At 64.8% G+C, this 14,663-nt stretch carries 13 protein-coding genes; 6 read left to right on the plus strand and 7 right to left on the minus strand.

Features of this window, described 5'->3' with window-relative positions; translation table 11 throughout:
* Positions 1-37 precede the first annotated feature (37 nt).
* Positions 38-367 carry a DUF2160 domain-containing protein gene (locus tag EDE08_RS00380; RefSeq protein WP_131866130.1) on the plus strand — a complete coding sequence of 110 codons (330 nt, stop codon included), beginning with the start codon at positions 38-40 and terminating at the stop codon, positions 365-367.
* Positions 368-497: 130 nt separating this feature from the next.
* The gene (locus tag EDE08_RS00385) at positions 498-2,240 is read left to right on the plus strand and encodes an ABC transporter substrate-binding protein (protein ID WP_165935725.1); all 1,743 of its coding nucleotides are present in this window, start codon (positions 498-500) and stop codon (positions 2,238-2,240) included.
* Positions 2,241-2,352: 112 nt separating this feature from the next.
* Here EDE08_RS00385 and EDE08_RS00390 read toward each other — a convergent pair whose 3' ends face one another.
* Entirely contained in the window at positions 2,353-3,060 is a 708-nt protein-coding gene (locus EDE08_RS00390; RefSeq protein ID WP_131866134.1) for a TetR/AcrR family transcriptional regulator, read from the minus strand.
* Between the two features lie 161 nt (positions 3,061-3,221).
* On the opposite strand from EDE08_RS00390, the gene EDE08_RS00395 reads away from it, so the two are divergent.
* Both EDE08_RS00395 and EDE08_RS00400 read left to right on the plus strand, forming a co-directional pair.
* Positions 3,222-4,418 carry an ABC transporter substrate-binding protein gene (locus tag EDE08_RS00395; RefSeq protein ID WP_131867380.1) on the plus strand — a complete coding sequence of 399 codons (1,197 nt, stop codon included), beginning with the start codon at positions 3,222-3,224 and terminating at the stop codon, positions 4,416-4,418.
* 18 nt (positions 4,419-4,436) lie between these two features.
* The gene (locus EDE08_RS00400) at positions 4,437-5,480 is read left to right on the plus strand and encodes an aromatic ring-hydroxylating dioxygenase subunit alpha (RefSeq protein WP_131866136.1); all 1,044 of its coding nucleotides are present in this window, start codon (positions 4,437-4,439) and stop codon (positions 5,478-5,480) included.
* Between the two features lie 209 nt (positions 5,481-5,689).
* Here EDE08_RS00400 and EDE08_RS00405 read toward each other — a convergent pair whose 3' ends face one another.
* The 5 genes from EDE08_RS00405 to EDE08_RS00425 form a co-directional block, all read right to left on the minus strand.
* On the minus strand, positions 5,690-6,790 hold the full coding sequence (locus EDE08_RS00405; RefSeq protein ID WP_131866138.1) for an alkene reductase: 1,101 nt from the start codon (positions 6,788-6,790) through the stop codon (positions 5,690-5,692).
* 181 nt (positions 6,791-6,971) lie between these two features.
* The gene (locus tag EDE08_RS00410) at positions 6,972-7,475 is read right to left on the minus strand and encodes a DUF1993 domain-containing protein (RefSeq protein WP_131866140.1); all 504 of its coding nucleotides are present in this window, start codon (positions 7,473-7,475) and stop codon (positions 6,972-6,974) included.
* 110 nt (positions 7,476-7,585) lie between these two features.
* Positions 7,586-8,881, minus strand: coding sequence for a lytic murein transglycosylase (locus EDE08_RS00415; RefSeq protein WP_131866142.1), 1,296 nt, complete (start codon positions 8,879-8,881; stop codon positions 7,586-7,588).
* Between the two features lie 120 nt (positions 8,882-9,001).
* Positions 9,002-10,939 carry a glycosyltransferase gene (locus EDE08_RS00420; RefSeq protein ID WP_245524687.1) on the minus strand — a complete coding sequence of 646 codons (1,938 nt, stop codon included), beginning with the start codon at positions 10,937-10,939 and terminating at the stop codon, positions 9,002-9,004.
* A complete protein-coding gene (locus tag EDE08_RS00425; RefSeq protein ID WP_131866146.1) occupies positions 10,939-12,294 on the minus strand; it encodes an HlyD family secretion protein in 1,356 nt (451 codons plus the stop codon). Before EDE08_RS00425 ends, EDE08_RS00420 begins: the two co-directional genes overlap by 1 nt.
* A gap of 284 nt (positions 12,295-12,578) precedes the next feature.
* Here EDE08_RS00425 and htpX point away from each other — a divergent pair, with 284 nt between their 5' ends.
* Complete coding sequence (gene htpX / locus EDE08_RS00430) at positions 12,579-13,526, plus strand: zinc metalloprotease HtpX (RefSeq protein WP_131866148.1); 948 nt, start codon at positions 12,579-12,581, stop codon at positions 13,524-13,526.
* 135 nt (positions 13,527-13,661) lie between these two features.
* Positions 13,662-14,303, plus strand: a complete 642-nt coding sequence (locus EDE08_RS00435) for a tetratricopeptide repeat protein (RefSeq protein WP_207912870.1) — start codon at positions 13,662-13,664, stop codon at positions 14,301-14,303.
* A 5-nt stretch (positions 14,304-14,308) separates the two neighbouring features.
* On the opposite strand, the gene EDE08_RS00440 is transcribed toward EDE08_RS00435, so the two are convergent.
* Positions 14,309-14,659, minus strand: coding sequence for a hypothetical protein (locus tag EDE08_RS00440; RefSeq protein ID WP_131866152.1), 351 nt, complete (start codon positions 14,657-14,659; stop codon positions 14,309-14,311).
* Positions 14,660-14,663: the final 4 nt, after the last annotated feature.

Here is a 14,663-nt window from a genome sequence, read left to right on the forward strand (position 1 = left end):
GGTTTTCGGACCAGATCATGCGCAAGGAGTAAGAGCCATGGAATCTATCGCATGGATGGCCTGGACGCTGCCGACCGCGATCTTCTTCGTCGCGCTCGCCTCTACGCTTGCGGTGATGACCTGGCTCGCCGCGGTCTATCCGGAGGCCGAGCGCATCGGCGTGCTGCGCATCCCGACCACGCGCGGCGATCGCCTGTTCATCTCGCTGATCGCCGCCGCCGTCATCCACCTCGCGTGGATCGGCCTCGTCGGCACCGACCCCATCGCCACGGTGCCGATCGGAGAGGAGGGCTTCGAGATTTCGAGCCTGTGGCTCGCAAGCGGAATTTCGCTGGTCACGGCCGTGCTCATCTTCCGCACGGTCTGAAACTCGCGAAGGGACGGCCAGATCCGGGACCAACCCGGGCCTGTATAAAAGTTTGTCGCTGCAACGGAGGAACAACATGCGACAGTTTAGGAGAAGGAAAGGTCCATTGACCAAGAATAGCTTTTTGACCATGTCCAGCGCCGCCGCGATCGTTGCGGTGTCGCTTGCGGTCTCGGCGCCGGTCCGCGCCGCCGACGAGGCCGTGATCCAGAAATGGATCGCGGAATTCCAGCCCTCGACGCTGTCGAAGGAAGACCAGAAGAAGGAGCTGGAGTGGTTCGCCAAGGCCGCCGAGCCCTTCAAGGGCATGGAGATCAACGTCGTCTCCGAAACCATCACCACCCACGAATACGAAGCGCAGACGCTGGCGAAAGCGTTCTCCGAACTCACCGGCATCAAGCTCAAGCACGACCTCATCCAGGAAGGTGACGTCGTGGAGAAGCTGCAGACCCAGATGCAGTCCGGCAAGAACGTCTATGACGGCTGGATCAACGACTCCGACCTGATCGGTACCCATTTCCGCTACGGCCAGACCATCGCGCTGTCGGATTACATGACCGGTGAGGGCAAGGACGTCACCGACCCCATGCTCGACGTCAACGACTTCATCGGCAAGTCGTTCGGCACCGGGCCGGATGGCAAGCTCTATCAGCTGCCCGACCAGCAGTTCGCCAACCTCTACTGGTTCCGCTACGACTGGTTCACCAACCCCGACTTCAAGGCCAAGTTCAAGGCCAAGTACGGCTACGAGCTCGGCGTGCCCGTGAACTGGTCCGCCTATGAGGACATCGCCGAGTTCTTCACCAACGACGTCAAGGAGATCAACGGCGTCAAGGTCTATGGCCATATGGACTATGGCAAGAAGGACCCTTCGCTCGGCTGGCGCTTCACCGACGCCTGGCTGTCGATGGCCGGCAATGGCGACAAGGGCATTCCGAACGGTTTGCCGGTCGACGAATGGGGCATCCGCATGGAGGGCTGCCGTCCGGTCGGCTCTTCCGTCGAGCGTGGTGGCGACACCAACGGTCCGGCGGCGGTCTACTCGATTACCAAATATCTCGAATGGATGAAGAAGTACGCGCCTCCGCAGGCCCAGGGCATGACCTTCTCCGAGTCGGGACCCGTGCCGGCGCAGGGCAACATCGCCCAGCAGATGTTCTGGTACACCGCCTTCACCGCCGACATGGTGAAGCCGGGCATCGCCGTGATGAACGCGGACGGTACGCCGAAATGGCGTATGGCTCCCTCGCCGCACGGCTCGTACTGGAAGGAAGGCATGAAGCTCGGCTACCAGGACGCCGGTTCGCTGACGCTACTGAAATCGACCCCGCCGGACCGCCGCAAGGCAGCCTGGCTCTATCTCCAGTTCATCGTCTCCAAGTCGGTGAGCTTGAAGAAGAGCCATGTCGGTCTCACCTTCATCCGTGAATCCGACATCTGGGACAAGTCGTTCACCGAGCGTGCGCCGAAGCTCGGCGGCCTGATCGAGTTCTACCGCTCGCCCGCGCGCGTGCAGTGGACCCCGACCGGCAACAACGTGCCGGACTATCCGAAGCTCGCGCAGCTCTGGTGGCAGAACATCGGCGACGCCTCGTCCGGTGCGAAGACCCCGCAGCAGGCGATGGACGCGCTCGCCGCGGCCCAGGACTCGGTCATGGAACGCCTGGAGAAGTCGGGCGTGCAAGGTGCCTGCGGTCCGAAGCTCCACAAGAAGGAGAAGCCGGAGTACTGGTTCGCCAAGGCCGAGAAGGACGGCACCATCGCGCCCCAGCGCAAGCTCGCCAACGAGAAGCCGAAGGGCGAGACGGTCGACTACGACACGCTGATCAAGTCGTGGCCGGCGCAGCCCCCGAAGCGCGCGGAAGCGAAGTAGACCTCGCGCAGAGCGCATCACCACGAACGAAAGGCCGGGAGCGATCCCGGCCTCTTTCGTGCGCGCTGCCGTCATTCGTCATTGCGGGCGCAGCGAAGCGGCCGCAACCCGGTCACTGCTTCCGCCGCACCAGATCCTCGATCATCGTCTGCACGTGCAGGAGCCATGTCCTCCGCCGTTCCTCGTCCGCGAGGTCGACCTGCGTATAGCTCGACAGCGTGTAGAGGTTGGCGCGGTAGAAATAGGTCAGCGACAGAATCGACAGATAAAGGTGGAAGCGGTCGCAGTCCGGCCTGAACTCGCGCCGTTCGATGCCGCTCTGGAGCACGCGATCCAGCATGCCCAGCTGGGTATTGGAGAAGCTGCGGCGGATGTTGTTCTTGACGTGACGGCCCTTGAACAGGTTCTCCGTGGCGAGAATGCTCAACAGTTCGGGGTGCGCCCAGTAGTAGTTCCAGTTGAAGGCGACCAGCGCCGCGAGTGCCTGGCGCGGGCTGGAAAAATCGAGATCGAGCGCCTCTTCCGACGCGACCAGGTCGGCATAGCAATGCTCGATGACCTGGTGAAAGAGCTTCTCCTTGCTCTTGAAATAGTAATAGAGCATCCGGTCGTTGCTCTTGGCGGCCTTGCTGATGCGATCGACTCGCGCGCCGCCATAGCCCTCGCGGGCAAACTCGGCGACGGCCGCGCGCAGAATCGCCTCGCGGGTCTGATCGGGCGCTCGCGTCCGTCGCACCGTTGAGGCCTTTTTCCGCTTGGCCGGCCGCTTGAGACGGGGGCCGGCCAGTGTGCGGGCTGGCAGCTCTGTATTGTTGGCCATCGCCTATCCCAGGGGAATCACAACCAGCAGGATGGGGCCTGCCGCTTTTTTGGCAAGCCCCGCCTTTTCTTCGTCATTGACAACCAACAGCGCCTGGTATTCGCTATGTAGTAAGTACTACATACATTCGCTGATCCCAATGAAGGGAGGCTGCTGTGCGCATTTCGGCTGTTGCGAAGTTCGTTGGACTGACCCTGGCCCTGACCTGCGGCGCGGGGTGGGCGGCCGAACCGCCGCCGATCAAGATCGGCGAAATATCGAGCTACTCGGCGCTCCCGGTCGGGACCCGCGGCTATCGCCAGGGCTGGGAGCTCGCGCGCGACGAGATCAATGGCAAAGGCGGTGTGCTCGGCCGCAAGCTCGAAATCATCGCCCGTGACGATGCCGGCAAGCCGGACGTGGCCATCACCGCCGCCGGTCAGCTCGTCGATGGCGAGCAGGTCGATCTCCTGACAGGTACGATCCTCTCCCATGTCGGCCTCGCCGTCGCCGATTTCGCCAGACAGAAGCGGATATTCTTCCTCGCTTCGCAGCCGCTGACCGATGCGCTCATCTGGGAGAAGGGCAGTCGCTATACGTTTAGGCTGCGGCCGAGCACGTATACGCAAGCCTCCATCCTGGCAAAGGAGGCGGCCAAGTTCCCCGCGCGACGCTGGGCGACGATTGCGCCGAACTACGAGTTCGGTCAGGCCGCAGTGGCCAGCTTCAAGCGGGAATTGAAGCGATTGAAGCCCGACGTGGAATTCGTCTCCGAGCAGTGGCCGCCGCTCGGCAAGATCGACGCGGGCGCAGTGGTGCAGGCGATGATGGCGGAGCAGCCCGATGCTATTTTCAACGCAACGTTCGGGGCCGATCTCACGAAATTCGTGCGCGAAGGCACGACACGCAATGTGTTCGCCAAGCGCGCCGTCGTCAGCATCCTGTCCGGCGAGCCCGAATATCTCGCGCCGCTGAAGGATGAGGCGCCGCCCGGCTGGGTGGTCACCGGGTATCCCTGGAGCGAGATAAAGACCCCGGCTCACGACTTGTTTCTGAAAGCCTATGTTGCGCGTTTCAAGGAGCCTCCGAACATCGGCGCGCTGATCGGCTACGCCAACACGCTGGTGCTGGCAAAGGCGATCGAGACGGCCGGCTCGACCAGGACCGACGATCTGATCAAGGCGATGGAGCATCTCAAGGTCGACACGCCGGTGGGCCCGATCTCCTTCCGGGCGATCGACCACCAATCCACCATGGGAGTCTATGTCGGCAAGCTCGCGGTGCGGGACGGCCAGGGCGTGATGACCGACTGGCGCTATGTCGACGGCGCGGACTATCAGCCCGCCGACGCCGAAGTGCTGGCCAAGCTGAAGAACTAGGAAGGACTAGGAGCTGCCATGAAACTGCTCGCGCCGCGAAACACCTGGTATCCGCTCACATGGTCGCGCAACGTGACGCGTTCCCTCGCGCGACACCGCATTCTCGGCATGGACCTCGTCGTGTACCGGGGCGAAGCCGGCCAGGTCATTGCGCTCGACGACGCCTGTCCGCATCGATTGGCGCCCTTGTCGATGGGCAAGCTGAAGGGCGACGCCATCGAATGCGGCTATCATGGCATGACCTTCGGCGCCGACGGGCGTTGTGTCCGGATTCCCGGCCAGCCCGTGATTCCGCAGAACGCGCGGGTGCCCTCCTATCCGCTCAGGGAAAAGATGGGCCTGGTCTGGATCTGGCCCGGCGATCCCGCCCTGGCCGATCCATCGCTGATCTATGACCTGCCGCAGTTCGGCGAAGCGGGCTGGCATGCCGCGGAGGGCGACGCCCTGCGGATCGAAACCAACTATCTCAATCTCGCCGACAATCTTTGCGACCCCGCCCATGTCAGCTTCGTGCACCTGTCGACGCTCGGCAACTCGGCGAGCGAAGAGATCCCGGTGGAGCATACCTATGGCGATCGCGGCGTGCTGGTATGGCGGTGGATCCGGAATGCGCCGCCGATCCCGCTGTTCGCCAAGTACGGCAATTTCAGCGGCCACGTGGACCGCTGGCACTATTACGACTATGTCGCGCCCTGCATCGCGGTGATCGATTTCGGCAGCGCGGATGCCGGTGCGATTGACGATCCGGCGGACCGCGGCAAGGGGCTGCGCATCTTCGCCTGCCATTTCATCACGCCGGTGGACGACAATGTCTGTATCGACCACTGGCTGCACGTGCGCAATTTCGCGCTGGACGACGCCGACGTGGATCAGCGTCTGCACGGCGATTTCCGTATCGCCTTCAACGAGGACAAAGAGATACTGGAACGCATCGAACAGGTCGCGCAGGCGCGCCCCAACGTCAAATGCATCCGGCTCGCCATCGACGCCGCCCCGCAACGCATGCGACGTATCGTCGAGCGCATGGTGGCCGGCGAAGCCGAGACGCGCGCCTCGGCATAAGGGCGGCGATGTCATTCCGGGTCGATGCGAAGCATCGAGCCCGGAACCTGGATTGCTGCGCGACATCCGAGGGGCGCCAAAGCGCGATGCGATCAGGATGAATCGTCATCACGCTTTGGGTTGTTGTTTAAGCATGGTCTTTTTCGGAAAACCGCTTCGCACGTTTCCGGATCATGCTTTGGTGACGCCCCGCAACGTTGATGGGCGATCTACTCCGCCGGCTCGGCCGCCAGCGTCGGGTAGTCCGTGTATCCCTTGGCGCCGCCGCCGTAGAAGGTGTTCTTGTCCCAGTCGTTCAGAGGCGCGCCCTGCTTCAGCCGTTCGACGAGGTCGGGGTTGGAGATGAAGGGCTTGCCGAAGGCGATCAGATCGGCCGCGTTCGCGTCCAGCACCTTGGTCGCAAGCTCGAAATCGTAGCCGTTGTTGGCGACGTAGGCGCCGGCGAAGCGCTTGCGCAAGGATGCATAGTCGAACGGGGCGATGTCGCGCGGGCCGCCGGTGGCGCCTTCGACGACGTGGAGATAGACCAGCTTGAGCGCGTTGAGCCCGTCGACGATGTGATCGAACAGCGGCTGCGGGTTGCTGTCGGAGAGATCGTTGGCCGGCGTGACCGGCGAGATGCGGATGCCGGTGCGATCGCTGCCGGCCTCGGTGGCGACGGCCTTGGCGACTTCCAGCATCAGCCGCGCGCGGTTCTCGATCGAGCCGCCATAGGCGTCAGTGCGCTTGTTGGCACCGTCCCTGGCGAACTGGTCGAGCAGATAGCCGTTGGCGCCGTGGATCTCGACGCCGTCGAAGCCGGCTTCCAGCGCGTTCTTCGTCGCACGCTTGAAGTCGTCGATAATCCCGGGAATTTCGGAGAGTTCGAGTGCGCGCGGCTCGGAGACGTCGGCGAAGGTGCCGTTGACGAAGGTCTTGCCCTTGGCGCGGATCGCGCTCGGCGCGACCGGGGCGGCGCCATTGGCCTGAAGGTCGACATGCGAGATGCGGCCGACATGCCAGAGCTGGATGAAGATCTTGCCGCCGCGCTCATGCACGCGGTCCGTGACCTTGCGCCAGCCGGCGACCTGGTCCTTGCTGTAGATGCCGGGCGTGTCCTGGTAGCCCTGGCCCTGCTGCGAGACCTGGCTCGCTTCGGTGATCAGGAGCCCTGCGGAGGCGCGCTGGCCGTAATAATCGGCCGCCAGCGGACTCGGAACGAACGTGCCGGGCGCTGCACGGTTGCGCGTCAGCGGCGCCATCACAAGACGATTGGCCAGCGTGATCGGCCCGAGCTTGTAGGTCTCAAACAATTTGGTCGAACGGCTCATTGGGAATGCTTCCAGGCGGTGAGAGGTTTCGAACACTTGTGCATCGCGACATCAGGCGCAAGGGATGAGCCATACGGAAAGTGCAGGCGAGCTACGCGGCAGCGCCCGCGTAGCATAAATCATGTGCAATTCCGGCCGCGACAGCGAAATCCCGCTGTCGGGGGCCGTGCGATTTCACAAATCAGTTCGCGCCGAGGAAATCGCGCTTGCCGATCTCGACGCCGCTGTGACGCAAGATGCCGTGGGCTGTCGCCGCGTGGAAATAGAGGTTCGGCAGCGAGAACGAGCTCAGGAATTGCTGTCCCGTCATGGTAATGGTCTTGCCGGGGCCGACCGGAAAGGTGACGTCCTTGGCGTCGGCGCCCTCAAACTGCTCGGGCTTGAAGGATTTGACATAGTCGATCGTCTTCGCCAGCCGCTGCTTCAACTCCGCAAAGCTCGTTTCGGTGTCGGGCGTCGAGGGCACCTCGCTTTGCGTCAGCCGCGCACAGCCTCTGGTCGGATAGTCGCTGACCAGCTGGACCTGCCGCGACAACGGCAGCATGTCCGGGAACAGGCGCGAGCCGAGCAGGACGCCGGGATCGATCTTTTTCGCCGCGCAATGCGCCTCGGCTTTGGTGAGCAGCCCGGTCACGCTGTTCAGCATCTGCAGATAGGCGGGGACGACGGCGTCGTAGAAGGACATATGATGCTCGCTTCAATGGTGGGAGATCTCAGGAGAAAACCTGAGCCACTCACATGGGAGCCTCATGGAAAAATACAATCGTCGCAAGTGGCCTGTGCGGTGCGAAAATTCTACCGAACCGTCGCCTGGGGCTGCGCCTGCGCCGTGCCGCCGCGCATTCGCGCCAGCAGCTCCGCCGTCGGCCAGGAATCGGCTGGCAGGCCGTATTTGATCTGCATCGCCTTCACGGCAGTGCGGCTCTGCTGGCCGAGCACGCCGTCGACCTTGCCGACATTGTAGCCGGCACGCACCAGCAGCTGCTGCAATTCCTTCAGCTCGTTGAACGGCAGCTGCGCGACCGGCGCGGAGGGCTTGCGCATCGGCGCGGCGCCGGCGATGCGCGAGGCGAGATAGCCCGCGGTGGTCGAGTAGATCAGTGAGTTGTTCCATTCAGTGTAGGCCGCGAAATTCGGATAGGCGAGGAAGGCCGGACCATGGCGGCCCATCGGCAGCAGCACGGACGCCGCAAGATTGTCATTCGGCAGCGGACGTCCGTCGGGATAGGTGACGCCCAGCTGCGCCCATGTCGAGCGCGGCTCGTGCACCGTGAGATCGGTCTTGTCCCACGGCAGGTCCGGCGGCACCTTGATCTCTTCCAGCCACGGCTCGCCGCGCCGCCACTTCAAACCATTGGCGATGTAATTCGCGGTCGAGCCGATCACGTCGGCTGGCGAGCGCAACAGGTCGCGCCGTCCGTCGCCGTCATAATCGACCGCATAGTTCACGCAGTGCACGGGCAGGAACTGGGTCTGCCCGAGCTCGCCGGCCCAGGAGCCGATCATCTCGTCGGGGTGCAGATCGCCGCGATCGATGATCTTCAGCGCGGCGATGGTCTCGCCCACGAACATCTCGGAGCGGCGGCAGTCATAGGCGAGCGACACCAGCGATTTCAGCGTCGGCAGATTGCCCATGTTGGCACCGAAGTCGCTCTCGAGGCCCCAGAATGCGGCGATCACGGCCGGTGGCACGCCATATTCCTTTTCGGCGCGTGCAAAGGCCGCCGCGTATCGCTTGATATGCTGCTGTCCGTTCTGCATGCGATAGGGCGCGGCCATGCGGCCGGCGAATTCGGTGAAGAGCTGGCCGAACACGCGCTGGCCACGGTCGCGGTTGACGATGCCCTGGTCGTAGACGAGATACGGTGAAGCCTCCGCGATCGTGTGCTGCGACACGCCGGCAGCTACCGCCTGTTGCTTCACGTCCGCCAGGAAGCGATCGAAGCTCGCGCCATTGTGGCACGAGGCCGCGCGGGGCGAGGGGGCCTTGGGCGCTGCGGGCCTGGTGGGAGGTGGAAGCATCTGGGCGGAAGCGGTGGCGGTGCACGCGAAAAGCGTGACGGCCGCGATCAGAAATCGGGTCTGGACCATGGGAGTTCCGGCGGGGAAAGGACGGGCGTGGATTCGCCCGAAGTTTAGGTGAAGTGACGGCCTCAAGCCATCCTTTCGATGCTCCGCCCGCAGAGGGAATGCGGGTGATGCTGCGTCGGCCTAGCCGAACAGCCGCATCAGCAGCGCTTTGCCGACCGGGAGCGCCCTCACTCCCCGAAAGGCGCGAACATACTCGCCGGCATAGAATGCCCTGATCGCGTGCACGCGCGTGTCCATGTCTTCCTCGAACCGCACGGCGAATCCGTCCGCGGTCCGCCGCACCACGATGGCCGCGATCGGGCGGCCGTAGATGCGGCATTCGATCGTGCTGCCCGGCGCCGGCGGATCGGGGTCGATCAGGCGTGCGCCCGTGATGGAGATGTCGGCGAGCCGCGCGAGATGCGACCTGCCGTCGTGGCGCAGCAGGACGGTCTCATTGCGGCTGAACCGCTCCGCCTTTCGCTTGCGCGGCTGCTCGATGCAGACGAAGCAGACCACGGTGAGGATGACCGCGTTGTAGAGGCTCCAGGCCAGGGCCAGTCCGCCATAGGCGATGTTCTCGCCGCGCAGGTGCAGGATGAAGGCATAGGCGATGGCTGCGAGCGTGATGACGAGCGCGCCGCCATAGAGCCGCAGCAGCGGCCATTCGACGAATCGCCTGTTGCGGTCGCCGCCTTTCGCGGTGACCTTGAACTGGTGTCCTGTCGGCTTCAGCAGGCCGGCGGCCACCGCCTGGAGCACTGCAGGCGCCGCGATGAGCTGCGAGACGTCCGTCATCATCGCGAGCGAGCGGCCGCGCGACAGCCAGGCCATGCTGAGACCATGCCAGACATAGAAAGGCAGAAAGAAGCGCAACAGCTCGGTGAGGTCGGCCTGAACCGCCTTGATGCCGAACAGCAGGAACAACCAGGGCACGACGAGGCCCGCCACCTTCGACGCGTACACCGCCGACCAGCTCATGAAGGCGTCGGTCAGCGAGAGCCGGTCGATGAAGGACAGCTTCGAGTCCCGCGACAGCGGTCCGCTGCGACCGCGCACGATCTGCATCAAGCCGAGGCACCAGCGGGCGCGCTGGGTGATGTATTCCTTCAGCCCCTCCGGCGCGAGCCCGATCGTCAGGCGCTCGTTGAGATAGATCGTGTTGAGGCCGCATTCCTTGAGACGCAGCGTGACCAGGTAGTCCTCGGTCACCGAATCGGTCGGAAATCCGCCGATCTGCATCAGCCCGGCATAGCGAATGAGGGACGAGGTGCCGCAGCAAAACGCGACGCCCCAGGCGTCTTTCGCCGGCAGCAGGATGTCGAAGAAGAAGCGTTGCTCGTCGGGCCAGACATCGGTCGCGGCAAGATTGGTCTGGATCGGATCTGGATTGATGAAGTGCTGCGGGGTCTGCACCACGCCGACCGACTTATCGTCCATGAACGAGATGGTACGCGCAAGGAAATCGGGCCGCGGCACGAAGTCCGCATCGAGAATGGCGACGAATTCCGGCCGCTCCGGCAGCGCGCCGACATGCCTGAGTGCATGGTTGATGTTGCCGGCCTTGGCGTGGAGGTTGTCGTGTCGCGTGAGATAATGGCAGCCGAGCTCGCCCGAAAGGCGCCGCAGCCAGGGCCGCCTGCCGTCGTCGAGCACCCAGACGCGATAGTTGCCGTACGCCATGCCGGTCGCGCCGATGATGGTGCGTTCGAGGATCGACCGTTCCTCGTTGTAGGTGCAGATGAAGACGTCGATCAACGGCGCACGCGGGTCGGTGGCGCGGCCGTCGATCTTCGCCGCCCCGGTGCGGTCGCGCATCCGACTCAGGAACAGCAGCGACAACGCGACCGCGACCAGCGAGGCTGCCTCCAGCAGCATGAAAGGGTAGCCGATCACAGCGTCGACAGTCAGATGCGGCGGCGGGAGCGTCGACGTGACGCGCCAATGGAGATAGCGCAGCAGCAACGCCACCGACACGACGGCCAGGAACGAGCGCGCCATCGTGCTGTCGCGCCTGAGCAGCGGCACGATCGCCATGAAGGCGCCGAGCGCGATCAGGCCGGGCGTCAGCGCTGTCATCACGGCGCGGTCTCGCGCCGTGCAAACACGACGCGGCCGGTGCGCCCGACGGTGCAGGCGCGGGCCGCGGCATCGCGCGATGCCACGGTCACGCGATAGGGCTCCTTGCTCAGCGCATCCGGATTGATGGCGAGATTGGCGGGTGCGCCGGCGGCGCCGGTCAGATTGACCACGGTGCCGAAGATCGGCTCGCCGCCGTCATTCGGCTCGAAGGTCGCGCGATCGCCGAGCTGCAGGCGGTTGTAGACGGCCTCGGTGACGTTGGCGGTGATGACGGTGCCGCTGCAATCGAGCACCTTGAGCAGGGGCTGGCCGGCCTGTACGTCCTCGCCGGGCGAGGTCATCATCTCCCAGACGCGCCCCGCGACGGGTGTCGTGATGTTGGCTTCGGACAGGTCGGCGAAGCGGACCTCCTCGACGATGATCTCGTTGGCAAGCCAGGCGATGTCGGTGTCGGTGCGGGCGAGATCGGCTTCGAGGTCGCCGGCGCGCTGACGCATCTCCTCTTCGCGCTGCACCGAGCTCGGCCGGTCGTTATAGCTGTCGCCGAGGAACGAGCCGTTCTGCGCCGCGGCGAGCTCGACCCTGGCGGCATCCAGCCGCTTGCGCGCGCCGAGCTCGGTCTGCTGTGACACGGAGAGCTCGCGCGTCAGCCGCGACAGCTCGACGGTCGAGATATTGCCGGATTTGGCCAGCGACGAGGCGCGCTCGACGGCGGCGCTGGCCTCCTCGCGCCGCGCCGCCGCCGCCTCGATCGAGGTCTGGATCTCGGCGATGCGGGCTTCGAGCTGGAGCACGCGTCCGTCGCGGAATTGCGCGGCCTGCCGCGCCAGATCCTTTTGCGCGGCCTGCGCCGAGGCAAGCTTGGCGGCAAGACTCGGCCGCTCGTTCTCCAGGCGCGATTTCTGCCGCCGGAGATCGTCGAGCAGGGTGCGATCGCCGCGCGAGTTGACGACGCGCAGGACCACGGTTCCGGCCTCCAACTCGGTCTGGTCGGTGATGCGCTGGGCGGCCGCGACGCGCCCACCGATGGGCGTGCGCAACGTGACGAGGCGGGAGTTCAGCACCGCCTCGACGCTCGAATTCTCCCAGATCGCGCGCAGCGGCAGCCAGCCAAACACGGCGACGATGGCGAGCCCGATGGCGATCTTGGCACCGCGCCGCAGATACGACCAGCGACGTCTGGATTCTGGCGCCGTCTGCCCGTCCGGCGCATGGCTGGGCTCGTCATTGACGAACAGCTGCTCGTGCAGCGCCTTCTGCAAGCCTTTCGCATCAGTCTTCTGATCAGAGGAGGGGGCAGGGACAGGGGCAGATGCGGGATCGACGGAGGCGGCGCGTGAGCGGTCCATCATGACGGTCACCTTGCGAACGGAATGCCGACAAAAGGGGCAACGCGCAGGAACCGTACGACGTGCCCGGCAACCGCGGATTAAGCCAATCCTGCGCTTTCCAGGTTGCTAAGTGTCCACGTGTGTTTTTGCGCAAATAACCGTCAAGGTTTAACGGGGACCGAAAGGCTGGCCGCACTGCCATGGATCTGCGGCCCGGCGACGCACGAACCTTGCGGTCGGCGGCGGCATTCATACTTCGGGGGAGCCGGCCGAAGGCTTGCCCGCGGCCGCTCCAGGAGACGGCCATGAACTATTTTCGTACCGCAATGCTGCTCGCAGGCCTGACCGCCCTGTTCATGGGCGTGGGCTATCTGATCGGAGGCGCCTCGGGCGCCATGATCGCGCTCGTCATTGCCGCCGCGACCAACCTCTTCACCTACTGGAACTCCGACCGCATGGTGCTGTCGATGTACGGCGCCCATGAGGTCGACCGTTCGACCGCACCGCAGCTGGTCGGCCTCGTCGCCGAGCTTGCCGGGCGCGCCGGCCTGCCGATGCCGCGCGTGTTCGTGATGGACGAGATGCAGCCCAATGCGTTCGCGACCGGCCGCAACCCGGAGAACGCCGCAGTTGCCGTTACCACCGGTCTGATGAACCAGCTCAGCCGCGAGGAGCTCGCCGGCGTGATCGCGCACGAGCTCGCCCACATCAAGCATCACGACACGCTTCTGATGACCATCACTGCGACCATCGCGGGCGCGATCTCCATGCTGGCCCAGTTCGGCATGTTCTTCGGCGGCAATCGCGAGAACAACAATGGTCTGGGCATCGTCGGCTCGATCCTGATGATGATCCTCGCTCCGCTCGGCGCCATGCTGGTGCAGATGGCGATCAGCCGCACACGCGAATACGCCGCCGATAATCTCGGCGCGCGCATCGTCGGACAGCCGATGTGGCTGGCCTCGGCGCTGGTGAAGATCGAGGGCGCCGCGCATCAGGTGCCGAACTACGAGGCCGAGCGGAATCCCGCGACCGCGCACATGTTCATCATCAATCCGCTGTCGGGCCACGGCGTGGACAATCTGTTCGCGACCCACCCCTCGACCCAGAACCGTGTCGCCGCCCTCCAACAGCTCGCCTCCGAACTCGGCGGGCAGGGGGCGCCGTCGGTCGGGGCCAACGAGAACTACCCGCCGCGCGGTCCCTGGGGCCGCTCCTCGTCACGTGGTTCTTCCCGCGGTCCCTGGGGCTAGCCAACGGAACCGGTGAGGATTTGCGACTTTGTGACCTGGCGCACATAGGGTCGTCCCGGCCGGTGCTAACACCTCGACGTGACCATTCCTTCGAAAGGGGATGCGTGGCCGGCCCGCTTCCGGCCACCGTCGAAGATGACCAGAGCTGCCGTACTTTTGCTGATCGTTCTTTGCGTGCTCGTCGGCCTGTCCACGCACATGGTCGTCAATTGCGGCGACGAGGACGATCCCGACATCTGCTCGGCCGTGATCGGCTTCTCGCCGCTTCGCGGCTCGCTGATCGCTTTCGCCTATGCGGGGCGCGGGCGGATCGCGCTGCGTCACGGCGATTTCAGGCGGGCGATCGCCGATTTCGACGAGGCCATCCATCTCAATCCCAACCGCGGCTCGCTCTATCGCGACCGGGCGCTGGCGCGCCGGCAGAACGGCGAGCTCGAGGGTGCCATTGCGGATTATGACGAGGCGATCGCGCATGATCCCAAGCTCGCCGCACCCTATCACCAGCGCGGTCTTGCGCTCGCCGCCATGGGCGATCTCGATCGGGCCATCCTCAGCTACAACACTGCGGTCCGCCTCGATCCCTCCGATGCGCAGGCCCGTCTCGACCGCGGCCTCGCGTTCCTCGCCCGCGGTCAGGCCGACGATGCCCGTGCCGATTTCGAGGCCGCGCTGGCGCTGCCCGCCGGCAAGAACGGCGCCGCGCGAGAGGCAGCGCGCGCCAAGCTCGCCGAGCTCGCCAGCGCCGAGCCGACACAGGTGTCGGCGCCGCAGCGGTAAGTGGGTTACTTCGCCTTCCTGGCCTTCGCCTTCTTCGTCTTGGCCTTCTTCTCGGGCTTGTCCTTCGCCTTCTTTTCCACCTTCACCGCAATCGGCGTGCTGGCGGCCAGGCGCATCGATCGCGCGTAGCTGTCGGCGACGTTGTCGGCGGACATCTGGAGGCGCTTGGCTGCGGCGGTGGCCTGCTCCATGGTGGCCTTGGCCATCATCTTGAAGCGCTCGCCGGTCTCCTTGCCCTTGGCCTTGGCCGCAAGGCCGTTGAAGCGATCCCGCCGCTCCTTGGCGCGGGTCATCAGGCCCGTATGCAGCTGTCTGGCCAGTTGCCGGATCACGACATCCAGGTCTGCGTCCGCCATGTTC

Origin of the sequence: Bradyrhizobium sp. R2.2-H, from assembly GCF_004346455.1 — a bacterium.
Lineage (GTDB): Bacteria > Pseudomonadota > Alphaproteobacteria > Rhizobiales > Xanthobacteraceae > Bradyrhizobium > Bradyrhizobium diversitatis.

Bases quoted from the DNA above. Each gene is read 5' to 3' on its own strand.
- EDE08_RS00435 (WP_207912870.1), top strand. From the start codon at position 13,662: ATGACCAGAGCTGCCGTACTTTTGCTGATCGTTCTTTGCGTGCTCGTC.
- EDE08_RS00385 (WP_165935725.1), top strand. From the start codon at position 498: ATGTCCAGCGCCGCCGCGATCGTTGCGGTGTCGCTTGCGGTCTCGGCG.
- EDE08_RS00380 (WP_131866130.1), top strand. From the start codon at position 38: ATGGAATCTATCGCATGGATGGCCTGGACGCTGCCGACCGCGATCTTC.
- EDE08_RS00400 (WP_131866136.1), top strand. From the start codon at position 4,437: ATGAAACTGCTCGCGCCGCGAAACACCTGGTATCCGCTCACATGGTCG.
- EDE08_RS00410 (WP_131866140.1), bottom strand. From the start codon at position 7,475: ATGTCCTTCTACGACGCCGTCGTCCCCGCCTATCTGCAGATGCTGAAC.
- EDE08_RS00390 (WP_131866134.1), bottom strand. From the start codon at position 3,060: ATGGCCAACAATACAGAGCTGCCAGCCCGCACACTGGCCGGCCCCCGT.
- htpX (WP_131866148.1), top strand. From the start codon at position 12,579: ATGAACTATTTTCGTACCGCAATGCTGCTCGCAGGCCTGACCGCCCTG.
- EDE08_RS00440 (WP_131866152.1), bottom strand. From the start codon at position 14,659: ATGGCGGACGCAGACCTGGATGTCGTGATCCGGCAACTGGCCAGACAG.
- EDE08_RS00415 (WP_131866142.1), bottom strand. From the start codon at position 8,881: ATGGTCCAGACCCGATTTCTGATCGCGGCCGTCACGCTTTTCGCGTGC.
- EDE08_RS00405 (WP_131866138.1), bottom strand. From the start codon at position 6,790: ATGAGCCGTTCGACCAAATTGTTTGAGACCTACAAGCTCGGGCCGATC.
- EDE08_RS00420 (WP_245524687.1), bottom strand. From the start codon at position 10,939: ATGACAGCGCTGACGCCCGGCCTGATCGCGCTCGGCGCCTTCATGGCG.
- EDE08_RS00425 (WP_131866146.1), bottom strand. From the start codon at position 12,294: ATGATGGACCGCTCACGCGCCGCCTCCGTCGATCCCGCATCTGCCCCT.